Source organism: Peribacillus sp. NPDC060253, assembly GCF_042727425.1.
GTDB lineage: Bacteria > Bacillota > Bacilli > Bacillales > DSM-1321 > Peribacillus.
In genome coordinates this window covers 49,628-73,167 of record NZ_JBHXAS010000007.1, presented here as the reverse complement: position 1 = coordinate 73,167, position 23,540 = coordinate 49,628, and the positions used below count along the sequence as shown (strand labels likewise).

General features: G+C 39.6%; 20 protein-coding genes and 1 riboswitch. Of the genes, 8 read left to right on the top strand and 12 right to left on the bottom strand.

The window, feature by feature from the left end; all coding sequences use genetic code 11:
* Nucleotides 1-499 precede the first annotated feature (499 nt).
* Nucleotides 500-1,462 carry a LacI family DNA-binding transcriptional regulator gene (locus ACFWE9_RS03550; RefSeq protein ID WP_377355625.1) on the top strand — a complete coding sequence of 321 codons (963 nt, stop codon included), beginning with the start codon at nt 500-502 and terminating at the stop codon, nt 1,460-1,462.
* Between the two features lie 242 nt (nt 1,463-1,704).
* Nucleotides 1,705-1,888: riboswitch (Lysine riboswitch) on the top strand.
* Between the two features lie 96 nt (nt 1,889-1,984).
* Nucleotides 1,985-3,436 carry an amino acid permease gene (locus tag ACFWE9_RS03545; protein WP_377355623.1) on the top strand — a complete coding sequence of 484 codons (1,452 nt, stop codon included), beginning with the start codon at nt 1,985-1,987 and terminating at the stop codon, nt 3,434-3,436.
* A gap of 50 nt (nt 3,437-3,486) precedes the next feature.
* Here ACFWE9_RS03545 and ACFWE9_RS03540 read toward each other — a convergent pair whose 3' ends face one another.
* The 6 genes from ACFWE9_RS03540 to ACFWE9_RS03515 all read right to left on the bottom strand — a co-directional run bounded on the left by ACFWE9_RS03540 (nt 3,487) and on the right by ACFWE9_RS03515 (nt 10,264).
* Nucleotides 3,487-5,166 (bottom strand): glycoside hydrolase family 13 protein, encoded by a 1,680-nt coding sequence (locus ACFWE9_RS03540; RefSeq protein WP_377355621.1) that lies wholly within the window; start codon nt 5,164-5,166, stop codon nt 3,487-3,489.
* Nucleotides 5,167-5,248: 82 nt separating this feature from the next.
* Nucleotides 5,249-6,328, bottom strand: coding sequence for a Ger(x)C family spore germination protein (locus ACFWE9_RS03535; RefSeq protein WP_377355619.1), 1,080 nt, complete (start codon nt 6,326-6,328; stop codon nt 5,249-5,251).
* Nucleotides 6,325-7,425, bottom strand: a complete 1,101-nt coding sequence (locus ACFWE9_RS03530; protein WP_377355617.1) for a GerAB/ArcD/ProY family transporter — start codon at nt 7,423-7,425, stop codon at nt 6,325-6,327. The genes ACFWE9_RS03535 and ACFWE9_RS03530 overlap by 4 nt, the downstream gene beginning before the upstream one ends.
* A 22-nt stretch (nt 7,426-7,447) precedes the next feature.
* Nucleotides 7,448-8,956 carry a spore germination protein gene (locus ACFWE9_RS03525; RefSeq protein WP_377355615.1) on the bottom strand — a complete coding sequence of 503 codons (1,509 nt, stop codon included), beginning with the start codon at nt 8,954-8,956 and terminating at the stop codon, nt 7,448-7,450.
* 217 nt (nt 8,957-9,173) lie between these two features.
* Nucleotides 9,174-9,707 carry a YhcN/YlaJ family sporulation lipoprotein gene (locus ACFWE9_RS03520; RefSeq protein WP_230161932.1) on the bottom strand — a complete coding sequence of 178 codons (534 nt, stop codon included), beginning with the start codon at nt 9,705-9,707 and terminating at the stop codon, nt 9,174-9,176.
* Nucleotides 9,708-9,934: 227 nt separating this feature from the next.
* The gene (locus tag ACFWE9_RS03515; protein ID WP_230161934.1) at nt 9,935-10,264 is read right to left on the bottom strand and encodes a DUF948 domain-containing protein; all 330 of its coding nucleotides are present in this window, start codon (nt 10,262-10,264) and stop codon (nt 9,935-9,937) included.
* Between the two features lie 124 nt (nt 10,265-10,388).
* Between ACFWE9_RS03515 and ACFWE9_RS03510 the strand changes: the two genes are divergently transcribed.
* The 3 genes from ACFWE9_RS03510 to ACFWE9_RS03500 all read left to right on the top strand — a co-directional run bounded on the left by ACFWE9_RS03510 (nt 10,389) and on the right by ACFWE9_RS03500 (nt 11,814).
* Nucleotides 10,389-10,568: a hypothetical protein gene (locus ACFWE9_RS03510; protein ID WP_230161936.1), complete on the top strand. Its 180-nt coding sequence runs from the start codon at nt 10,389-10,391 to the stop codon at nt 10,566-10,568.
* The gene (locus ACFWE9_RS03505; protein WP_230161937.1) at nt 10,565-10,846 is read left to right on the top strand and encodes a hypothetical protein; all 282 of its coding nucleotides are present in this window, start codon (nt 10,565-10,567) and stop codon (nt 10,844-10,846) included. The genes ACFWE9_RS03510 and ACFWE9_RS03505 overlap by 4 nt, the downstream gene beginning before the upstream one ends.
* A gap of 347 nt (nt 10,847-11,193) precedes the next feature.
* Nucleotides 11,194-11,814, top strand: coding sequence for an RraA family protein (locus ACFWE9_RS03500; protein WP_230161939.1), 621 nt, complete (start codon nt 11,194-11,196; stop codon nt 11,812-11,814).
* 61 nt (nt 11,815-11,875) lie between these two features.
* Here ACFWE9_RS03500 and ltaS read toward each other — a convergent pair whose 3' ends face one another.
* The 6 genes from ltaS to ACFWE9_RS03470 form a co-directional block, all read right to left on the bottom strand.
* Nucleotides 11,876-13,843 carry a lipoteichoic acid synthase gene (gene ltaS, locus ACFWE9_RS03495; protein ID WP_230161941.1) on the bottom strand — a complete coding sequence of 656 codons (1,968 nt, stop codon included), beginning with the start codon at nt 13,841-13,843 and terminating at the stop codon, nt 11,876-11,878.
* 486 nt (nt 13,844-14,329) lie between these two features.
* A complete protein-coding gene (locus ACFWE9_RS03490) occupies nt 14,330-14,488 on the bottom strand; it encodes a hypothetical protein (protein ID WP_230161943.1) in 159 nt (52 codons plus the stop codon).
* Nucleotides 14,489-15,056: 568 nt separating this feature from the next.
* Nucleotides 15,057-16,001, bottom strand: a complete 945-nt coding sequence (locus ACFWE9_RS03485; protein ID WP_483878212.1) for a siderophore ABC transporter substrate-binding protein — start codon at nt 15,999-16,001, stop codon at nt 15,057-15,059.
* Between the two features lie 213 nt (nt 16,002-16,214).
* Nucleotides 16,215-16,973, bottom strand: a complete 759-nt coding sequence (locus ACFWE9_RS03480) for an iron ABC transporter ATP-binding protein (RefSeq protein ID WP_377355609.1) — start codon at nt 16,971-16,973, stop codon at nt 16,215-16,217.
* Complete coding sequence (locus ACFWE9_RS03475) at nt 16,967-17,914, bottom strand: iron chelate uptake ABC transporter family permease subunit (protein WP_230161946.1); 948 nt, start codon at nt 17,912-17,914, stop codon at nt 16,967-16,969. The genes ACFWE9_RS03480 and ACFWE9_RS03475 overlap by 7 nt, the downstream gene beginning before the upstream one ends.
* A complete protein-coding gene (locus ACFWE9_RS03470) occupies nt 17,907-18,857 on the bottom strand; it encodes an ABC transporter permease (protein ID WP_377355607.1) in 951 nt (316 codons plus the stop codon). Before ACFWE9_RS03470 ends, ACFWE9_RS03475 begins: the two co-directional genes overlap by 8 nt.
* 259 nt (nt 18,858-19,116) lie before the next feature.
* On the opposite strand from ACFWE9_RS03470, the gene ACFWE9_RS03465 reads away from it, so the two are divergent.
* The 3 genes from ACFWE9_RS03465 (at nt 19,117) to shc (ending at nt 23,461) form a co-directional block, all read left to right on the top strand.
* Nucleotides 19,117-19,458, top strand: a complete 342-nt coding sequence (locus ACFWE9_RS03465; protein WP_377355605.1) for a DUF1450 domain-containing protein — start codon at nt 19,117-19,119, stop codon at nt 19,456-19,458.
* Nucleotides 19,459-19,754: 296 nt separating this feature from the next.
* The gene (locus tag ACFWE9_RS03460; protein ID WP_377355603.1) at nt 19,755-21,410 is read left to right on the top strand and encodes a M14 family metallopeptidase; all 1,656 of its coding nucleotides are present in this window, start codon (nt 19,755-19,757) and stop codon (nt 21,408-21,410) included.
* Between the two features lie 155 nt (nt 21,411-21,565).
* Nucleotides 21,566-23,461 carry a squalene--hopene cyclase gene (gene shc, locus ACFWE9_RS03455; protein ID WP_356715294.1) on the top strand — a complete coding sequence of 632 codons (1,896 nt, stop codon included), beginning with the start codon at nt 21,566-21,568 and terminating at the stop codon, nt 23,459-23,461.
* Nucleotides 23,462-23,540: the final 79 nt, after the last annotated feature.

Here is a 23,540-nt window from a genome sequence, read left to right as displayed (position 1 = left end):
CTAGGGAGCTTCCAGACAGTCAGTCATTTCTATAGGTACATGAAACGTAACGATGAAGTTATATTTATATTGTGGAGTTGTTATGGTGAATATAAACTAGGGAAGCTTTTTTCTAATGTTTATGATGGGACGACGTGAAATTCGCGAGTAAATGCGCGGTTTTCACGAGTAAAACGCTAAAACTCACGAGTAATCGCGGATTTCAAGGGGGATATTTTCATAGTAGTATCAAGCTTGTACTGCTCCATCATTTTTCCGGCTTCAAAGATATTGCCAAGTACGCCAATCCCAATTCGATACCGCAAAGTACAATCAGGCTGATTAAAGTTTGGACCATCATGATTTCCTCCTCCTCTAAGACTTAAACCAATCTTAAAGGATGAAACCCATACCAGAACAAGACCCTTTCTGTAAAAATCTTCAGTAGCCTTATTCTGCTCTCTTGCTCTGAAATGGGTTTCATACGGTACAATATAAAAAAAGAAAAAACGGTGATCCTATGACAAATATTAAAGAAATCGCTCAATTTGCAGGTGTATCTGTCTCAACAGTGTCTCGCGTATTGAATAATCATCCATATGTAAGCCCTGATAAAAGAGAGAGCGTTTTACAAGCCATCGATCGCTTGAATTACTCAAGAAACATCAATGCCATACATCTTTCGAAGGGCAAAACGAATCTTATCGGCATTATCATCCCTTTCACCAATCACCCCTATTACGGGGCAATCGTGCACGGAATTACTAAGCAGGCTAACGCAATAGGCTGCCATATAGTCATCTTTGAAACCCATTATGAAAGAGAGAAAGAAATTCAAGCGTTGAATATGCTGCAAATGAAGCAACTTGATGGCATTATCGTTTGTTCAAGAATTTCGGAAATGAAAGTCCTATTGGAATATCAAAAATACGGTCCGATTATTTTATGTGAAGATACAGCCCAGGCTGAATTATCGTCGATCAGCATAGATCATTATGCAGCCTTTTCCTGTGCCCTTGAATACGTGATTGCTAAAGGATATAAGAAGATTGGTTACAGTCTCGGCCGTAAAAAGAGCAGGAACAGTTTTCTTCGAACAAAGGCCTTTAATGATATCATGAGAAATCATCAACTTATAAACAATAAAGAATGGCAGTTTGAAGGCAGTTATCACATCAAAGACGGTGAACAATTGTTTCAGGTGTGGAATTCGATGATGGATAAACCGGAAGCTATCATCATCACTAATGATGACACGGCTGCTGGATTCATTCTTACTGCTAAGAAATCGGGAATAACAGTTCCAAACGATGTCGCCATCCTCGGCTTCAATAATGATAGCCTTAGTGAGATGCTCGACATCACGACCATTTCCTTGCCGCTGGAATGGATCGGTAAAATGGCAGTGGATCTATTTGAGAATCCTGAAGTAATCGAACATGTGAAGCTGGACTACGCCCTTATAAAAAGAAAGAGCGTTTAATGTTATTTTTGTATGTCGCAATTTGATTATTTCCTTTTGCCAACCCTTCTAGAACTAGGAAAAAATAACCACATAAAATAATGATTGCGATATCTATTAGAATATTTTATAATTTTGATATAGTAAACTTTACTCAATTACTAGCAATCAATTAATGATTTCAGGAATATCTTGAGTAATATCGTACGACGTCAACAATGCTGGCGCGACGATTTAAGAAAATTGAATACTTCCTCATTTACCGATGAGTTAGAGGCTGCAGCTTATAAAAGTAAAACGGACGAGATTCTGGAAAATTCAAGACTCCGTTTGAAAGGATAAGTTGCCGAAGTTTGGGTATATTCCATGTATATCCTTGCTGGCGGTGTTACCGAACAGGAACATCACTGTCACGTTTTTCTAAAAACGTGGGGAGCTATCTTCGGAAGGATAAACGGGTTTATTATAAACAGCCGTCGATCTTTTTCGACTGCTGTTTTTTTATATTTCGTTCCCTTCCAATAAAAAGGAGTGTAACATCAATTGTCAAATTCACAAAAAGCATCAAGCCCTACTGAATTGAAAAGGAGCCTGAAAGCGCGGCACTTAATGATGATTTCATTGGGTGGAACGATTGGAACAGGTTTATTTTTAGCAAGTGGCGGTGCGATTCATTCGGCCGGACCTGGCGGTGCCTTGGTGGCATACGCGGTCATCGGCATCATGGTTTATTATTTAATGACAAGTCTCGCAGAAATGGCATCGTTCATGCCGGTGGCCGGTTCATTCCGTGTTTATGCTTCCAAATTCGTCGACCCGTCTTTCGGTTTTGCGATTGGATGGAACTACTGGTATAACTGGGCAATCACCATTGCCGCCGAATTGGCAGCCGTTGTCTTAATTATGAAGTTCTGGTTTCCTGATAGTCCTTCCTTTATCTGGAGTGGTATCGCGTTAATCATTATGTTTCTTATTAATTATATGTCCGTTAAAGGTTTTGGCGAGGCCGAGTTCTGGTTTGCTATGATCAAAGTCGTGACAGTCGTCATTTTCTTGATCACTGGGGTTCTGATCATTCTCGGAATCATGGGTGGGAATGACCCAATTGGTTTTTCAAATTTCACTATGGGTGATGGCCCCTTTAACGGTGGTTTCTTCACGATCTTAGGCGTTTTCATGGCTGCCGGTTTCTCGTTCCAAGGAACGGAATTGCTTGGAGTGACGGCTGGTGAAAGCGAAGATCCAGAAAAAAATATCCCAAAGGCGATCAGATCCGTTTTCTGGCGCATCATTTTATTCTATATCCTTGCCATTTTTGTAATTGGTATGATCATTCCGTTTACTGATTCACGTTTATTGAGTCAAGATGTTGCCGTCAGTCCATTTACGCTCGTATTTGAACGTGCTGGCCTTGCATTTGCAGCATCCATCATGAACGCGATCATTTTATCATCCGTACTCTCTGCCGGTAACTCTGGCATGTACGCTTCAACTCGTATGCTCTGGGACTTGGCACGTGATGGGAAAGCGCCAAAATTCCTTGGAAAGTTAGATAAAAGAGGAGTACCCGTGAATGCACTTATCGTGACTTCTTTAGTTGGCTGCGTTGCATTCTCAGCTTCATTTTTCGGAGATGGTGTCGTTTATATCTGGTTATTGAATGCTTCAGGTATGGCTGGATTCGTAACATGGGTCGGGATAGCGCTTGCCCACTATCGGTTCCGCAAAGCCTACGCAGCTCAAGGCCTTGATTTGAATGCTTTACCATACAGGGCCAAAGGCTTCCCATTCGGGCCTATATTCGCACTTGTTCTATGTATTATCATTATCATTGGGCAAGGCTATCAGGCTTTCAGCAGCAACGGGATCGACTGGAATTCAATGTTCGTTTCCTACATTGGCTTGGTTCTATTCTTCGTCCTATGGTTCGGCTATAAAATTAAGCACAAAACGAAAATCATTCCCCTTGAGGAATGTGATCTTAAATCAAAATAGTACGTAAAAAGGACATGGTCTCCTCAAATGAAGGAGACCATGTCCTTTTTTCATTTCAAATGATAAACACGACATTCATATGGACTCAGAGGTTTGATGGAGATCCCCTCTCCCTCCTGTTCATAATTGCCGATCAGCCTTGTACTAGAATAGGAATGTAGCTCTTCTGGCAAAGAAAAGGAGGCATGCTCCTCTTTAAAGTTGCATAGCACCAGCAGCTTTTCATCATCAAGCGTTCTCGTATAGGCAAATATTCGTTCATCATCGGGCAAGAGCAGTTCAAAACGGCCGTAAACGATGATTTCATGCTGTTTGCGTAATTGGATAAGACGTTTATAAAAATGAAAAATGGAATTCTGATCATTGTAGGCTCTTTCTGCATTAATCTCGGGAAAATTCGGATTAACCTTAATCCAAGGAATCCCTTTCGTGAATCCTGCATTCCGGGAGTCATTCCACTGCATCGGTGTCCTCGCATTATCCCGGCTGCGAGCATGGACGGCTGACATCATCCGCTCTTTTGACCAGCCATGTGAATTGACGAGTTCGTCATATGAATTCAGCGTTTCGATATCCCGGTATTCATCCATGCTTTCAAATGCAACATTGGTCATGCCCAGCTCTTCCCCTTGATATATATATGGTGTCCCTTGAAGCATATGAAGACAAGCGGCAAGCATCTTTGCGCTTTCAATACGGTACTTTCCATCGTTCCCAAACCTTGAGACAATCCGGGGCTGATCATGGTTGTTCCAGTATAAACTGTTCCAGCCATTGCCCTCTAAACCAGTTTGCCACTTGGATAGAATACGCTTTAAATCGCTTAGCTTCCACTTATCGTTACTCCATTTCCCTGCTGGTCCGCCCCCCAAATCCATATGTTCGAATTGAAAGACCATATGTAGCTCATTACGATCTTTTCCTGTGAACAATTGCGCTTCCTCCGGGGTGACGCCTGGCATTTCCCCAACGGTAATCACGTCATATCCAGATAGGACCCGATGATTGATTTCCTGTAAAAACTCATGTATACGCGGGCCATTCAGGAAAAAAGGACTTCCATCGCCATACTTCTTCTCATGATGAACGGTTCCATCTGAATAGCTCTGATCCTTTGAGAGGAAGTTGATGACATCCATCCGAAAACCATCGACACCTTTATCCAACCACCAGGTCATCATGCTGTAGATTTCTTCACGAAGCTTAGGGTTCTCCCAGTTTAAATCCGGCTGTTTCTTGCTGAATAGATGTAAATAAAATTCATCCGTTCCTTCATCATATCCCCATGCCGAACCTTTAAAAATGGACTCCCAATTATTTGGCTCGGCTCCATTCTTCCCAGGTTTCCAAATATAAAAATCACGCTTTGGATTATCTTTTGAGGATCGGGATTCCATGAACCAAGAATGTTCATCCGAGGAATGATTGACCACAAGATCCATTATGATTTTCATTCCTCGTTCATGCACGGCCTTCAGCAACAATTCAAAATCAGTCATGGTTCCGAATTCTGTCATGATTGATTGATAGTCACTGATATCATACCCATTATCATCATTAGGAGATTGATAAACAGGTGAGAGCCATAACACATTCACACCCAACTCCTGTAAATAATCTAGTTTCATCAATATGCCATTTAAATCCCCTATCCCATCTCCATTACTATCCATAAAACTCCGGGGGTACACTTGATACACAACTGCCTCTTTCCACCATGTTTTGTACATGCCTTTCCTCCCTTCTTTAAACGCATTGACATTTACACCAATACCCCTATTATAAAGAGGAAAACTTCAGAATATTCTTCTTTTATTCCGCTATTCCCGTTTGAATCATTTCAATATCCAGATCCACTTCAATTGGAATATGAGGATATGCTATCTCCCAATGTTTTAGATTGAAATCCCTTGTTTTATTTTTAGCCATATCACCAAGTGCAATCGGATCTATATTGTTATCCTGAAACATGGTTACCATCTCATTTAATTTTTCACCCATGACATGTTCTGCTTTAGCTTCAATTTTTTTCACGTCAACCGGATTGCCCAAGTCATAACCTTGAACCTCTAGCAGATTCGCTTTTAAATTCACTTCAATCCTGACCTTCGGATTTTGATTTGCATTCGAAATATCATAATGGACTTTTGATTCCACGTTATTGATTTCTGTATATTCATTTTCCTTCCATTTAATCTCATAGCTCCCCAGCTTAAAGTTTTCACTAAGGACCTTGAATAAAAATCCATCCTCATAAGGAATGTATTTACCAATATACCTGTCCCTTTTAAATAGGGCGATTCCTTTTACCCGTATTCTCTCTTCCGCTATTTCCAATAGCGGCAAGACCGGATCAATTCCTTTACCATGACATGCATATAAATACCTGTGCAAATCTACATCAGGTAAATTAGTCCTGATATTCTGTTCGATCAACTCTTTCACTTGAACCCCTGGAGTTTTAATTAATTTCGGTTCCATTTTAACTAAATCCTCCGCTTTTCCATGGACGATCGCTAAATACAAATCCCGTCCCACCATTGGGTCTCGCCTATATGTATCGACGTAATCATTCAAACCTTTTCTTGCCAATTCTTCGCCATAAAGAATGACTGTCAGTCTCCCGCCGACAATTGGAAATGGTGTTTTGGCATTTTCTTGCTGACGAGCTGCCTTTACATCATGGGTGATCGCTTCATATACTTCCTTACCCAGACTTTCCTCACCAGGCTGAGGAACGCTGACAACAACCGTACCTTTAATTTTATTACTGCCGGCATCATCATAACCAACGATTTCAGCAATTAAAACATCTTCTAATATTTGCTTTTCCACCCCGCAAGCCGTCATTAAGAAGCAACCTAATGTAATCAAGAGCAAATGGAATTTCATGGTTTATGACCCCTTACTTTATAAACGATCGACTGCCATAAGAATAAAAGAGGAATGTACAAATAAATGATATAAAAACCTATTTGAGAAAAGAGTGTGTTAAACCTATCGATCTTAACGCGGTTATCCAAGAAAAAACAGGACACTAAAATGACAAGCAGGATGATAACTAGCATCTTCCTCTGTCTAACCCCGAATACCCTTTTTGCTGTTCTGCTCGCTGCCCATATCCCTAGGCAAACATTCGGGAGAACCATGAACATCCATACGGAAACCCCTATGTATTCGAACCTTTCAATGAATGGAAGGTCTACAATTTTCCATAACGTCAAAGTTGCCCAAATTACATCCTTCAGCTGTTCCTGATGATAGTAGGCTAATGAAACAATAATGGTTACTAAGTAAATCAACATTGTACACACCACCCCTAATTGGGCCCACTTTTGAGAGTGTTCACGCCTTTTTATGAATGGATAAAAAATCAGGATCAATTCAAAACCAAGATAGTTCAGGGTCATTTTCTTACAAGCCTTCATGATTTCCAAAAAAGAATGATCAAGAAAGGGACCCAAGTTTCCGAAGTGGGCATGCTTAAGTGGGAAATAATTCAAAAGGAATAACGGCGATCCGATAATAAGTCCGATTATACAAAAGCCAGTAATGACCCTGAACCCTCCTACAACATAGCTATAAACGAGAATAAGAATGATGGTTAATAGCATGAGAACATTAACACTAGGGAACATCCAAACCTGAATGACTTCTAAATAAGTCCTGATAATAATGATGGAAATCAAGATAAAGTAGAGGATGAACAAAATATTGAAACCATTTCCTACCCATTTACCAAACAAATCTTGATGGATGGCGATCAAATCAAGCGTTTGTGGACCCCTGCCTAAAATTTTGTAGCACATCCACAGAAGAATATTTATGATTAATCCTGAAATTATGACGGATATCCAGGCATCTTGCCCAGCTTCTTTCGCTATGACCCGTTCAAATCCCAATATCCCTACTCCAATCTGCATACCGGGCATGAGGAAAAAAACTAAAAAGGGAGAAATTAATTTCGTTTCATTTGGTTTCACTTCCATGCTACTCACCGCTTTCTACGTCTTATTCATCAATATCACTTTGAGAGTTTTGAGTTTTTTCCTTCTTTCTTATCCTTATTCGATCTTCCGTCCGCAGAAATTGTGGGCGTTTTATCTGCTTTGAAAAAGGCAGGCGAATTAAACTATCTTTAAAGTCAGGTAACCTTAACGGGTAAAGAGGTTCTAAATATGGACTGCCAAGCGACGTCAATTTCAATAAATGACTTAAAATGAATGCACTGCATAAAGCCAATCCAAACAGTCCGTATAATTGAGCTGCAAATAGAAAAGGGAAGCGGATCAGACGAATCGTATTACTGATTTGGTAAATCGGCAACGTAAATGAAGCAAGGGCAGCCAAAGCGACAAGCATCAATAGGACATTACTGACAAACCCTGCTTCAACAGCGGCTGAACCAATGACGATACCCCCAACAATACCGATGGTGGAGCCAACCTTAGCAGGAAGCCTTACCGCCGCTTCCCTCAGTAATTCAATAGTTCCTTCAAGAACGATTGCTTCCAAGATCGGCGGAAAAGGGATCACTCCCCTGGAGGATATCAAAATGGGCAACAAATCTGTCGGGATCACCTGATAATGATAGGTTAAAACGGCAACATACAGAGGAGAAGATAAAATGGAAAAGAGGACGGCGAAAAGACGAATCAAACGAAATGAAGTACCAAGATTCCAAATTTGAAAATAATCTTCAAATGACGAAAAAAACGAAATGATGGTGTTAGGGCCAATTAATGCATGTGGCGACCCATCAAGCATTATCCCTATTTTCCCTTCCGATAATACACTGGCCAAATGGTCAGGACGTTCAGTATCAATGAGCTGCGGAAACATCGAATTTCGATTATCCGTGATCATCTGGCCTACAAACGAAATATCGACGATCGTATCATAATCTATATCATCTATTCTTTGCATGACTGTATCAATGAGCTGCTGATTAACAATGCCATCTATATAAAGAACGACTAACCTTGTTTGTGAGATGCTCCCTACCCGAAATTCCTTGGACTGCAATTCAGGAATGGGCAGCCGATTACGAATTAGATTCAAATTCGTATCAAGTGATTCAACAAAGGCTTCCTTAGGGCCAGCGACCGTATATTCCGACTCAGGTATGGATGTTTGCCTTTTCACACTGTGACCGCATGGAATCAGCAAACACTTTTCATCAGATTTTTTGTATCGGATCATGATCGAACCCGCCAAAACCAACCTTTTAATGACGCTTATATCCGTTGTCTCTTTTATATCTTCCATTGGAATATCGTCTTTTAATTGTTGTAGATCCTTTTTTGGTTGATTAGAGATGACCGCCAATACTTGTTCGTGGAGCTGTTGAGCACTAGCCAGTGATTTAAAGTAGGAAATGGTATACCCATCTTCATTCGGGAATTGGAAGGTAAGAAAATCATTGGATGCTTCAAACCTTTTAAGCAGTTCATAAAAATCATTAGAATTATCCTGAAAAGCTGTTGCATCCGTTTCCTCTTTGCCCTTAAAAAACTTCATTACTCCACCTCCTATTCCCTGTCCTTTTGTTTTTTAGCTTACCCAATTATTGTAACCACCCTCTATAAAGTTAGTCATGAATGCCGATATCCATAAGACCGATCCGATTGTGTTACCCATGGTTATTTCATTCCTTAAAACAGGAAAAGACCTATCCGGAGTTAGGAATAAATCCTCGGATAGGTCTTTGTTTTTCATTCATTTAATTTTTCACCTTTTACCTTGAGCTTGGAAAAATGCGTGTTACAAGCTCACGGAACTCATCAACGAATCCTGCAACGGGTTTTCCATTCTGAATGTCATTCACATATCCATTCATTCTTTGAACAAAGTCAGGGTTAGTCGACACATACACTTTGTCTACAGATGGGTCGGCTCCCCTTACTGCATCAGCTACTCTTTTTTTCAGGTCATCCGAGATATCCTTATCGTTATCTGCATCGTCATTTAATACAGCACCTACATATGCATGATGGTCAGTCACAATGACTTTGGCGCTCTTTATATCCTTCAAGGCTTCGACGCGATTTGAGATATCATCAGATACCCTCATATCGTTTACGCCATTATCATTATTTTGATTATCATTTATATTTTGCCTTGTGTCGCTAACCTTCATCGGATTATCATAATTATTCTGATTAGTACGATTCAGACCAAGATTCTCACTGGCACCTTCCTTATTATTCGTAGCACAACCAGTAATCAGTAGAAGCATCATCGCACTTGATACTATCGCTTTGTAATTCATTTTTTCACTCCTCTCAAATTGTTTAACATTACTATTTGCAAGGAGTGGGTTGATTATTCACAAGAAATGACCTTCAGACTGATAATTCCTACCAAAACCAACGAACACTAAACCACTTGAATCCATCCAATTACAGGAAAAGCCCAAAAGGTCATGAATCATAACCTCCTGGGCTTTTTCCCTCCGTTTTATACATTACTGTTGGACCATTCCTGTTAATCATTTTATTATGCATCGCTTCTGTTTCTTAGCTTTAACTTGTCACCTTTAATTGAAAACCAAATATGTTTAAAGGGCTCAGGTGTTTGTTTAGCAGCATCGACTGTATATTGAACGGCCTCTTTTTTATATTGTACATCTTCAGTGATTTCTTGCTGTGTCATGGCGAGTTGATCTGTCTCTGATTTAATCTGATCTGTTTTTGCCTGAATGCGCGTAACCGTTTCAGTCACATTTTCGATTGTCGGCTTCGTTTCCTTAAATGTTTTGAAAGCGAAAAAAGCTAAATAGATAATTGATCCGATAAAGAGGGCAAGACTAATGTAAACAATAATCACCTATGATTCCTCCTTCATTATTTACCTTTACTATACCCGTAACACTTAAGCAGAAAACGATTCCCCATGTATTTTCTTTTATGCCTGGTCATATTATTGAAAGAAAGAAAAAGGAGGAATGAAAATGAATCATATGCCTCTGCTTAAAGCCTGTTTTAAAGCTGGGATACACTTTATTAAACACCTAACGATACAGCAGGCTGCCACCATAGCAGGAATCATTTTTTTAATCATTCATCCAGAAATTTTAAGTCCAATTTGGCTTACATTGGCAACCTCTGTCTTGGTATTGCTCTTACTTTGACGAATGTTGATTCCTCATTAGTGAACATCCGTAAACAGGCTCCATTAAATACCTCTTCGCTACACTTGCATTCGTATCAGGAAGAGGTTAGAGGGAATACTGACATTTTCCGCTTGGTGACACTAGGGAATGAAACAAACTATTATACACATACGGAACTTGAAGGCTGCACACAGCAGCTTATAGTATACTCCATTCATGAACATGAAAAACCGATACTCGATGATATCCTTATAACCGCTCTTTATTTGGTCAGTTACCCTCTGTTTTTGAAATAGGCGTCGAGAGATGAATGATCCACACTCATTCGAATCCAGTCTACAGGTACTTTTTCTAAACGATATAACATGATCCCTATCTAGAAAGACTATGTCCAACCAAGGCTATCACACATGCTGCAAAAGGGGATTTCATTTTACCCTCCCGTCCCATAAAGTTTAATCAAACGTTTGATTAAACAGGGATTTGCCTTGAACTCCTTGAGTCATACGCTCCCTCACCCTCCATATATCACTTCTCCACATTTATCATTCTTGAATAAAACGCCTTGAAATTAATGATTAGAAAATTGTGATAATTGTGTATAATTAGGCTATATTCAAACACTCAAGGAGGGATCATATTCATGGATACTCTTATTCAACAGTTCAGGAATTTACCAACCACAGCCATTTCGGATGCAATGGAAGGATTGAACAATCTGGAATCGGGCATTAAACCCTTAAAAGAAGAATATCATGTTGCAGGAAGAGCTTTAACGGTACAGGTGCCCGTAGGTGATAATTCTGCCGTCTTGAAAGCAATCGGTGAGGCTCGTCCGGGCGATATAATAGTCGTTGATAGCAAAGGAGATACATACCGGGCAATAGCTGGGGACTTTGTTGTAGGCATGATGCAGACTATGGAAATTGGCGCTCTCGTAGTCGATGGTGTCATTCGTGATCTGAAAGCCATCAAAGATCTGAATTTCCCTGTATTCAGTAAAGGGACGACCGTTGCATCAAGTGGTAAGGCCGGTGTAGGGGAAACCAATATCCCGATCTCATGTGGAGGTGTCACCGTATTTCCAGGTGATATTATCATAGGGGATGTAGATGGTGTCGTCGTCGTGCCACAAGCTATGGGTGAAGAAATCCTGATGAAAGCAAAAGATAAAATGTTGAAAGACGTAAAGCGTGAAGAAAAGTATGCAGGAAAGCCTGAAGAAATAAAAAAGTATATTGCCATGATGACCAATCAAGCATGATCTAATGCATATAAAAAACAGGCAGGAAGCCTTTGCTTCCTGCCTGTTTTTTCGTAAAGCCTTATTTATCGGTCTTATCTTCCTTTGAACCTTCTTCATCATATGTGTAATCATAATCAGTAGGGTCTATCGGTTTAAAACCATTTGGAGTATAGAAACGGAGTAAGTCCCCGTTCACTACTTTATCGGATAAATTGAGCATCGTTTCAGCTCTCTTTTTATAATTGAGGATGTCATCATTTTCCTCGACCAATTCCCCTGTATCCGTATCGTAGTATTTCCCTTTAATGGAAGTGACATCTGGTGTTACAAAATCGCCATTCCTGAAAGGTACTACTTCATTATGATCTTTTGACAATAAATCCGAACCGAATTGTACATAATCTTTAGATTCAACACCTAACAGATGCAATAAAGTCGGAAGTAGGTCAATCTGTCCTCCGTATTGGTGCATTTCCCCGCCTTCAACACCTGGAACATGAATCAATAATGGTACACGTTGCAATTGGGCATTCTCAAATGCGCCAACATCCTTGCCAAGCACTTTCGACATGGCTTCTTTATGGTTTTCGGAAATACCATAGTGATCTCCGTACATTACGATTACCGAGTTATCATATAGACCAGATTCCTTCAGATAATCGAAAAACTCTTTAAGCGCCTCATCGGCATAGCGTGCAGTCTGGAAGTAATTATCAACCGAAGCATCGCCTGTCGTTTGTTTACCGATTGTTGCTTTTTCCTGGTCCATGGCATATGGGAAATGATGAGATACTGTTATGAATTTTGTATAGAAAGGCTGTTTAAGCGTTTCTAACATTGGAATCGATTCTTTAAAGAAAGGCTTATCCATTAATCCATAACTTAGTACTTCCTCTTTATTTTCCATATTATAATGGTTTGCATCGAAGAACTGATTAAAACCAAGAGACTTATACATATTGTCCCGGTTCCAGAAAGATTTGTAATTACCATGGAACACAGCAGATGTGTATCCTTGTTGTCCTAAAATCGCTGGTGCTGCTTGATACGTATTTTGGGATCTGTTTGTGAATGCTGCCCCCTGTGGTAAACCGAACAGTGAATTTTCAAGCATGAATTCTGCATCCGCCGTTTTACCTTGGCCTACTTGATGGAAGAAATTATCAAAGTGCATGAAATCTGATTTATCATGTGCAAGTGAGTTAAGAAATGGAGTTACTTCTTCCCCATTCAATTTATAATCAATCAAGAAATTCTGCATGGATTCCAAATGCAGATAGATGACATTCTTCCCTTTAGCTGCACCAAAATACTTAGGGTTCGGTTCAGCGCTTGTTGCCTTTGTATAGTTGACCACTTCTGCGATATCCGTGCTGTTTGCAGTTGCACGCTGAGCGTATGTTTTAGTATTCTGAACGGCATCATATACCGTATAGTTGAACATGCCCAAATATTTGACGATATAGTTCCGGTCAAATGTTCTTGATAATAATTGCGGGCGATCCTTTTCAGCAAGTCCTAAATTGATTGCGAAAATTGCAAGTCCCGCTAGGTAAACCATTCCAACTGTACGGCGTTTAACTTTGAAGTCTTCCACTTTAAAGCCTTTGAATCTGTACAATACAATCAAAAGAACCGTATCAAGGAAATAAAATACATCATGAGCTTTAAATAATTCTAAAATACTCGGTCCCAAATCCCCGGCATTTTGCACTTGCGTCAAGGTTGGTATTGTAATGAAATCGGTAAATGAACGGTAGTAAACAATATTGAAAAATAACCATAGTGACAACAATAAGTTTAACCTGATGATCCATTTAAACGATTTTTTCCCTTTAGCCAATAGTGCCAGGCCAAAGAATAAAATGGCTGAGCTAATCGGGTTTATGAACAGTAAGAACTGTTGCAGGCCATTTTCAAGACCTAAGTTAAATTCAACTCGATATCCAATATAAGTTTTTATCCAAAACAAGACTACTGCAATAAAGAAAAAGCCTAGTATGTTATCTGCAAATAAATGCCGGCTTTTTTTAAGAAAATTATTCATGCTTTCACCTCTATTAATCTAGTGGTTTATTTATATAAATTTTTACATGCTTACAAAAGACGGAAAATCGCAAAACTTATGATAGCATTCTTACACTCGGATAGTCAAGATTGTGAAAACCACCTTTTGTCACATCCATAACTCTTATATCCAGAATACTTCTTTAGCTTATGAACAAGCCTTTGAAAAAATAACAGAGCTTCGCCCGTCTCAAATGCTCAGCGCGCCTATAACAAATATATAGGAACTCAATGTCTTAATCCAATAAATATCACCGTAACTTTTTGGGGTGACTGCTGATGACAGTCACTTATAAGTTTTACGTCCTTCAGGCTTTTACCATTATAAACGACTCTTTATAAAAACACCAGCACATTACAAAATATGTAAAGATATTATTCTTGGATCTTTGAAAGCTATTAGCTATACCCAGGATTCCTTTCCCGATAATTCGACAGCTGCATTGTGGCAGGTTCCCTCGTGCTTTTAAATCCCTTTCAAAACAAATGCCTGCCCTAGCCTCCCCCATTTTTCTAACTGATCCTCACACTCTGAAATTCCATTATGTAACAAATGTTTTGAAGCTTGTTTCATTCTTCCAGTTCGCGTAATATCGACAGCATTCCCGTATTGATTTCTTTTCATTAAAATTTTTCCTTTTTTATTTTAATCTCCCCTTGAAAGTAAATGGCATCAAGTATTTCCTTTATACCCTTAAGAGAAAAGCATCGCCAATTCGATTTTTCTTATGTTTAATCGATGTCCATTATTTACTTATCGTGGATATTTTTCAACCCATTAAAGGTTATATTTTCCACTATTTACTGAAATTAAAAGTGCAAAAGCCATCCTGAAACATTCATGCAAGAACGTACATCATGATTTTAAACAAAAGCGGCATTATAATAGGAAGAAACTTTTCCCCTCGGTTGTGTAATGTAGTCCTTATTTTCTTTCGAGACCTCTCAAATGGGCCCTGGCAGCCTACAAAAGGCGTGTTATATTAGCCCTTGTCCATTTTCCCCTACTTGAGATAGGAAGACGCTATAAGCCGTTATATACACACGTTTAATTTCCTCATCTATTATGATGTCCAATCCAAATGAATTTTTGAACTCTTGTTATGTATATATATTTCCAGTCAGCTTTATTATAAAAAAATAAAAAATCCTGCCCTCGATCGAGGACAGGATTGCTTTAAACCATATTTATATTACTTAAGACCTTTTGAAACTTCTTTAACCATCTCATCAACGGATTCTAATCCGCCGCCTGATAAGTACCAGTAGTTAGGGTCAAGATAAATGATGTTGCCTTCTTTGAAAGCTTTTGTATTTTTCACGATGTCATTTTCAACTGTTGTTTTCGCTGCAGCACCATCGCCGGCAACCGCATCTCTGTCTACAACGAATAGGTAGTCAGGATTCTTTTCAGCAATGTATTCGGAAGAAATACTTTGACCATGTGTCGATACTTCCAATTTATCATCTACTGCAGGTACTCCGAATACATCATGGATGATTCCAAATCTTGAATCGGGTCCGTAAGCACTTACTTTTCCACCGCTGGAAAGAACGATTAAACCAGTTTTGTCAGTTGGAGCTTTTTCTTTCAAAGCATTAATGTTTTCTTCAACACTTGCCAATTCTTTAGCTGCTTCTTCTTTTTTATCGAAGATTTTACCCAAAAGTGTTACGTTCTCTTTAAAGGATTCCATATACTTTGTTGTATCTACACCCACAAATACAGTAGGGGCAATTTTGCTTAATTCTTCATATGCTTCAGATTGACGGCCAGAAATCAGGATTAAGTCAGGAGCAATTTCGTTGATTTTCTCGAAGTCAGGCTCTTTTAATCCGCCAGCATTTTCAGTTGTGCCTTCATATTTAGAAAGGTATTTTGGAAGGCCATCATGAGGAACAGCTGCTACTTCCACACCCAATTTATCAAGAGTATCAAGAGCACCCATATCGAATACAACGACTTTTTTAGGGTTTGTTTTTACTTTCGTTTCCCCTAGTTGGTGCTTAACTGTAATTTCTTCGCTTTTAGCACTTTCTTTCTTCGTGCCTGATTCTTCTTTTTCCTTATCTGCTCCACAAGCTACAGCCACTACAGCCAGCATTGCAATTAAAAGTAGTAAAGATAACTTCTTAATCATTATGGTCACCTCGAAAAATATTTTATTATTTAAAATTACATATTGAATCCTCACCTTTCCAGGAATCCCCTCACCATTATTCCCTGCCATATAAACAGGAAGCGGCTATTATCTTGGGCGCCCGCCAACTATTAATAGCTTAATGAGGGTACAAAATGATCCTGGAACGGTTACGAACTGAAAGTAATTTAAAACCAAATGGCATGAAACTTAAGTGAAGTACACACAAATCTTATTGTCATTGATATTTTGGATTTCAATATCCATATCATAGATTTCCTTTAATACATTCGAATTAATGACTTGTTCGGTAGGTCCATTATGAACAACCTTGCCATCCTTCAATGCGACAATATAGTCGGAATAACAGGAAGCAAAATTAATATCATGAATGACGATAATGACCGTTTTTCCTAATTCATCAGCCAATCTCCTCAATACCTTCATGATTTGGACGGAATGCTTCATATCCAGATTGTTCAAAGGTTCGTCAAGAAGTACATACTCCGTGTTCTGTGCAATAACCATGGCAATGAATGCCCGTTGTTGTTGTCCGCCGCTAAGCTGGTCAAGAAATTTATCCTGCATATCGGCTAGCTCCATATATTCAATCGCTTCATCGACATAAACCCAATCCTCTTTAGTCAGTTTACCTTGTGAATAGGGAAACCGGCCAAAGGCGACGAGTTCACGAATCGTTAAACGGATATTGATGTGATTAGCCTGCTTTAAGATGGCGATCTTTTTTGCAAGTTCATTGCTATTGAATTTCCCCATATCCTTGCCGTCAATCAAGACTTCTCCCAAATCCCGGGTAATGAGCCGGCTGATCATCGAAAGGACTGTACTTTTCCCCGCTCCATTAGGACCGATGAAGGAAGTGATTTTCCCTTTCTTAATTTCAATGGAAACATCCTCGACAACCGTTTTATTATTATATTTTTTGAATAAATTTTTCACTTCTACCATGATTTATTCTCCTTTAATAGAAGATAGATGAAATAGACACCGCCAACAAAGTTGATAATGACACTCAATGTGGTAGAGAACGTAAAGATCCTCTCTACAATGAATTGGCCGCCGACCAAGGCAATCACACTGATCAGCATTGCACCCGGGATGATATGTTTATGTTGATAGGACTTAATGAATTGATAAGCCACATTTGCAACAAGTAATCCGAGGAACGTGATCGGACCGATCAGGGCCGTTGAAATGGAAATTAAAATCGTAACAACGATTAAAACCCGTTTCGTGACAAAATCATAATCCACACCCAAGTTTATGGCTTGGTCCCTTCCAAGGGACATGACATCTAAATACTTCAAAAATCTCATGAAATAGATCATTGCAGCTATCATGAGGATAATGGCTAACGTTAACAGGTCCGTGTTGACATTATTGAAGCTTGCGAACATTTTATTTTGAATGATTTGAAATTCATTCGGGTCAATCAATACCTGCATAAATGAAGACATGCTGCCGAATAAGGTCCCAAAGATGATGCCGATCAGCAATAGGAAGTAAATATTGCGGTTTTTCTTGAACATGAACTTGAACAGCAGGCTGGAAAAAATAAGCATCGCCGCAAGTGTAATCAGGAAATTGAGATTTTTATTCATGATCATGATATGCGTTGAACCGAAGAGGAAAATCACTCCCGTTTGGATCAGCATATACATGGAGTCCAACCCTAAAATGCTTGGTGTCAGGATTTTATTATTCGTGACTGTCTGGAAAATCACTGTTGAAAAAGCTATTGCACAACCAACCACGATGATGGCGATGATTTTGATAACCCTTCTTGGCAGTGCATAATCCCAATTCGGGCCAAGGTCCCAAAAGATATAACCTGCCGTTAAAGTTGCTGCAAGAACAGCTAATATAATGATTCTAATTTTATTATTCATATGCCTTTCTCCTCATTATCAGATAGATAAATACGGCGCTTCCTATCACACCAACTACGAGTCCGATCGGGATTTCAAATGGATATATGAGGATCCTGCCCTGAATATCGCAGATCAATAGGAATACTGCCCCTAGCAATGCTGTATGAGAAAGACTCTTTTTTAAATTGTCACCAAGGTAAAGGGATACAATATTTGGTACGATCAAGCCTATGAAAGGAATCGTTCCCACCGTTAACAGGACGACAGTTGAGGATAAAGCAACGATGATTAACCCAAAATTGACGATAAGCTTATAATTGAGTCCTAGGTTGATAGCAAACTCCTCACCCATCCCTGCCACAGTGAATTTATTGGCAAAGAAATATGCGAGAATGACTAGAGGGATACTTACATATATAAGTTCGTACCTTCCCGACATGATCATCGAGAAGTCCCCATTCATCCAAGTGTTGAGGCTTTGGATCAAATCATATCTATAGGCAAAGAAAGTCGCGATGGATCCGACGATATTGCCAAACATCAAACCAACCAATGGGATGAAAATCGTATCCTTATATTTAACTTGATCAAGAATTTTCATGAACAAGAATGTACCTGCCAATGCGAATATGAAAGCGAATGCCATTTTCTCGGTAAGTGCTGCCGAAGGAAAAATGATAATGGCAAGAAGAAGTCCAAGCCTTGCAGAATCCATGGTACCGGCAGTCGTCGGTGACACAAACTTATTGCGGCTCAATTGCTGCATGATCAGGCCGCTTATACTCATCACCACGCCGGCAATGATTATTGTCACCATTCTAGGAAAACGGCTTTGCAGCATGATTTGCACTTTATCATCACTTAGATTCAATAAATCAAGAGGGGTAATATCTTTTACACCAATGAATAATGAAGTAAATGATAAAACAATTAACGCCATGACTAAATATCTTATCTTCATCTACATTTCCTACTCTTCCTATCTCAGTAAATACAGCGATAATATTTTTAATTAAAGATATATGAATACAGACTATTGTAAACACCCATTGAAACAGAATCATTAGTTACAAGGATCTTCCACTTGTGATAATGAGATTCATTATCATTATCACATTAACTCTTATTCTATCATTACTTTGACAGGTGTCAACATATACAAGGGAATTACTTTGATAAATTATGGATAGTCTTTTGTAGTGAATTTGGATTATCCTTTCATGCATTTCGTTACAGAAAATGATAAAATCAAAATAACAAATATTTACTCTTCTAACGAAAGTAGCGATATAATGAAAAATTTCTTTTCCAAAGTGTTCACTAAAAAAGAGAAAATCCAGATTGAATTTTGCCAAAATAATTTAGATCTCTTCCTTAATGAACAAACTGTTACTGAATATGGTAAGTTCCTAGCGAATCCGAGGATTCAATATAAGGAATATGAATGCTTAAGTGAATGTAAACTTTGTAAGACAACCCCCTACGCAAAAGTGAACGGCCAAATAATGAGCGGGGAAGATTCAAAGGATCTTTTACATCAGTTACAAGCTGAATTAAAATAGGTACCGGCCAAGCTAATTGCTTGATCCGTACCTATTTTTACTTTCAACTATTTTATTATCGTTTGTTTAGCCGGATGAATCAGAGTCACCTATTATGGAAAACCTTCTAAAACATCCCCTGCGAAATTCACTCTATATATAAAGAGCAGCCGAGTGTACTTCCTGGGCTACAAGCCATGGAACGGCTTTATCAATCTAGTAGATACTTCCTGTTTTTTACTATTTCCAGCGTTTATACTGTATAACTAGCAATATATATGATAATTTATGGAAAAAGGTAAATGAGGAGGACGTTCGTGAAAAAAATCATACCAACCATCGTATCAGTTGTCACACTAGGTCTTGTCACTGGCTTGCCTGGCCAGAACACCATCGCCAAGGCAGAAGATTTCACCCCTTATTATGGAAATGGTCCAAGCTATATTCAACCTGATAACCTCTCCCACCTTTTCCCTGACCCTAACGTTTCTTTCAAGACCCCTGCCTTTAATCAAGACAAGATTGCCTTTACGAGCCAAGAAGAAATGATTGGTTATATCAAGTCCCTCACCCGTAAAAATAAGAACATCCAAGTCAGGACGATAGGTAAATCCACAGAAGGACGCGATATCCCGATGCTACTTTTCAGCAAGGATTCAAAAAAGCTGAAAAATGATACCCATAAACCATTGATATGGATACAAGGTCAGATTCATGGCAATGAACCCGCTGCAGGTGAATCTACATTAGTCCTTGCACAATGGTTGGCTGAAGGCAAGCTTGGTGATGTGCTTGATAAAGTGAATATTGCCATCGTCCCACGCGTTAATCCAGACGGCTCTTATCAGTTCAAACGATATACCTCCAATGACATGGATGCGAATAGGGATTATTTAAAAGTCGAGTACCCTGAAGTTCAGACGATACACCAGTCAATCGACGAGTACGAACCTGAGGTCATTCTTGATGTACATGAATACACTGTGAATCCCGCTCCCCTTAAAAAGGTAGGTGCAAATGGGTCGATCTCTTCCTATGATTTACTCATCTCCTCAGCCAAAAATTTAAATATTCCAGAACAGCTACGAAAGGCTTCCGATGAACTGCTTTTACCCCATGTTTTTAAGACATTGGATAAAGAAAAGCTTTCCTATCACGATTACTATACACTCGATACTTCTGATGAAGGAGTCCTCACCGCCACTGAAGGGAGTACGGAAGCTCGGATCGGCCGAAACGCCCTCGGTTTGAAAAATACAATGACCTATTTAATTGAAACAAGGGGAATCAATATTGGCCGTGCAGACTTTAAACGTCGTGTTTTTGCACAAGCTACAGCACAGGCGGCATTCATAAAAACGGCTGCCGAACAGGCTAATAAAGTTAAAAAGGCGGTTAAACAGGCAGAAAATGAAGTCGTACAAAAAGGGCGAAAAGTAAATGATAAGGACAAAATTGTCATTACCAGCGAAAACAAATTGATTAAGAATCAAAAATTGACAGTAGTCGATTTAGCGAACGCTAAACTGGCCGATACCTCCATAGATTGGGTTGATTCTACTGAAGCCTACCCTACCCTTGTTAGAGATAGGCCGACAGCTTATATCCTTCCACCTGAATATAAAGATATCGCCAAGAAACTTCAGCTATTGGGTGTAGAAGTGAAAAAATTAAAAAAATCGATGAAAGTATCCGTCGAAAGCTACAGAGTCAAGGATTTAAAGGTGTCAACTGAACTTGAAAGCGGACATTCCACAAGGGAAGTCACGACCGCCGTAACATCGAAAAAGCGGGATATCCCAAAAGGTAGCTATGTATTTGACATGGCACAGCCTGACGCCAACTTCATCTCCCTTGCACTCGAACCTGAAGGGATAGACAGTTATGTGACATTCAATTTCATCCCTGCTGACAAGGGGAAGGAACTCCCGATTTACCGCTATATGCAAAAGTCTTCATTACCGGTTAAATAGTGCTTCTTGAAGAATACCTAAAAGACGCTTTGGCAGCTTTCATTGCCAAAGCGTTTTATGTGTTCAGAAACGGTTCGGAAAAATGATTTCTTGAATGCAATATGGAACGTCCGAATATACATATAAACTGAAAATATTTTAGAGGAGGAACGTCTTTGAACCAACATGTACAATTGGAAATGAACCGTCTTGTTGATTGCATAAAACAAGACCAATCCGCTGATGGTTCGTGGAATTATCCCTTTGACACTGGAATAACGGCAGATGCCTATATGATTATATTATTGAAAAGTTTAGATATGGACGATGCTTCACTTATAGAAGCTTTAGTGAAAAGAATCGAAAGCAGGCAAACGGATAACGGGTCATGGAAACTTTTCCAAGACGAGAAGGATGGTAACGTTACAGTTACGATCGAGGCCTACTATGGCCTTCTTTTTAGCGGACTCCGAAATGAGCGGGATCCACATATGAGGAAAGCCAAACAATTCATTCTTTCCAAAGGTGGAATCAAACAGGCCAAATTGTTAACCAAAATGATGCTTACAGTCACCGGACAATATAAATGGCCCCGCTTTTTCCCCATTCCTCTCGAAGTTGTCTTACTGCCGCCAACCTTTTTCGTCAGCATATTTGATCTTTCCGTATATGGACGGGTCAACCTGATTCCACTGCTTTTACTTGGTCATAAAAAGTTTCAGATCAAGACCTCGAACACACCTAGTTTAAAAGATTTATTTCAAACAAGGGCGGAACGTTCAGAGGAACATGCATGGGAGGAATATCGTACCGATGAATTTCGATCCTTCTTCTCCAAACTTCAATCAGGTGTCAAAACGTTAATTGGATATCCGGATTATTTGCATTCCTTAGCCTTGGATTCAACGAAAAGGTTTATGCTCGACAGGCTGGAACCAGACGGAACGCTGTACAATTATTTCGGTTCTACCTTTTTCATGATTTTTGCCCTCCTTTCAATTGGGTATTCGAAAAACGATCCGGTGATTTTAAAAGCGGTTGCTGGTTTGAAGGGAATGGCCTGCTCTATTGACGGTCATACACATATCCAGTTTACAACGCCCCATGTTTGGAATACCTCCTTAATCAGTTACGCCCTTCAAGAAGCAGGAATCCCTTCCAAAGACCAAACTGTTGAGGATGCAAATCAATACTTATTGTCGCGCCAGCATTATATGTATGGAGATTGGCAGATTCATAACCCTAACGTAATTCCAGGTGGCTGGGGGTTCTCGGATTTAAATACAATGAATCCGGATGTGGATGATACCACTGCCTCACTGCGTGCGTTGGCTAAACAACTGCAAACAAAACCTGATAATCGGGACAGCTGGCAGCGTGGCGTCTCCTTCACGATTTCCATGCAAAATGATGATGGCGGATTTCCTGCCTTCGAACGGAATAACGACCATAAATGGCTGCATTTTATTCCTGTAGAGGGTTCCAAATATCTCCTGACTGACCCTTCGACTGCCGATTTAACAGGGAGAACGCTGGAGTTCCTAGGGAACTATACAAATATGAAGAAGCCTGAAGAAGTCAGCAAAAGAGCGGTGGATTGGCTATTGGAGAACCAGGAGCATGCTGGATCCTGGTATGGGCGCTGGGGAATCTGCTATCTATATGGCACATGGTCTGCACTGACTGGAATGAAGGCCGCAGGACAATCCTCTCGACATCCATCGATCCAAAAAGCCTTAGCTTGGTTGAAAAAAACTCAAAATAAAGATGGCGGCTGGGGTGAATCTTGTTACAGTGACATCAAGGAACAATATATCCCCCTCGGGGCCAGTACCCTGACACATACAGCCTGGGCTGTGGATGCATTGATTTCTCAATCCGATATGCCGACAGCCGAAATTGAAAAGGGCATTTCCTATCTCATCCGTGCCGGTCAAAAAGATAGCTGGACCAATGATTATCCAGCTGGGCAGGGAATGGCAGGTTTTTTGTATATCCATTATCATAGCTATCGCTATATTTATCCCCTTTTAGCCTTAAGTCATTACAAAAACAAATTTCTGATTGCATAGTCGTGATTACAGTGTTTTTAACATATAAACGTGAATATGTGGATGACCTGTGGAAAAGTAGTGAATAACACTAGAAAGT

Excerpts from the sequence above, each read along its gene's own strand:
- ACFWE9_RS03550 (WP_377355625.1), top strand. The coding sequence starts at position 500 with ATGACAAATATTAAAGAAATCGCTCAATTTGCAGGTGTATCTGTCTCA.
- ACFWE9_RS03540 (WP_377355621.1), bottom strand. The coding sequence starts at position 5,166 with ATGTACAAAACATGGTGGAAAGAGGCAGTTGTGTATCAAGTGTACCCC.
- ACFWE9_RS03535 (WP_377355619.1), bottom strand. The coding sequence starts at position 6,328 with ATGAAATTCCATTTGCTCTTGATTACATTAGGTTGCTTCTTAATGACG.
- ACFWE9_RS03530 (WP_377355617.1), bottom strand. The coding sequence starts at position 7,425 with ATGGAAGTGAAACCAAATGAAACGAAATTAATTTCTCCCTTTTTAGTT.
- ACFWE9_RS03525 (WP_377355615.1), bottom strand. The coding sequence starts at position 8,956 with ATGAAGTTTTTTAAGGGCAAAGAGGAAACGGATGCAACAGCTTTTCAG.
- ACFWE9_RS03520 (WP_230161932.1), bottom strand. The coding sequence starts at position 9,707 with ATGAATTACAAAGCGATAGTATCAAGTGCGATGATGCTTCTACTGATT.
- ACFWE9_RS03510 (WP_230161936.1), top strand. The coding sequence starts at position 10,389 with ATGAATCATATGCCTCTGCTTAAAGCCTGTTTTAAAGCTGGGATACAC.
- ACFWE9_RS03500 (WP_230161939.1), top strand. The coding sequence starts at position 11,194 with ATGGATACTCTTATTCAACAGTTCAGGAATTTACCAACCACAGCCATT.
- ltaS (WP_230161941.1), bottom strand. The coding sequence starts at position 13,843 with ATGAATAATTTTCTTAAAAAAAGCCGGCATTTATTTGCAGATAACATA.
- ACFWE9_RS03490 (WP_230161943.1), bottom strand. The coding sequence starts at position 14,488 with ATGAAAAGAAATCAATACGGGAATGCTGTCGATATTACGCGAACTGGA.
- ACFWE9_RS03480 (WP_377355609.1), bottom strand. The coding sequence starts at position 16,973 with ATGGTAGAAGTGAAAAATTTATTCAAAAAATATAATAATAAAACGGTT.
- ACFWE9_RS03475 (WP_230161946.1), bottom strand. The coding sequence starts at position 17,914 with ATGAATAATAAAATTAGAATCATTATATTAGCTGTTCTTGCAGCAACT.
- ACFWE9_RS03470 (WP_377355607.1), bottom strand. The coding sequence starts at position 18,857 with ATGAAGATAAGATATTTAGTCATGGCGTTAATTGTTTTATCATTTACT.
- ACFWE9_RS03465 (WP_377355605.1), top strand. The coding sequence starts at position 19,117 with ATGCATTTCGTTACAGAAAATGATAAAATCAAAATAACAAATATTTAC.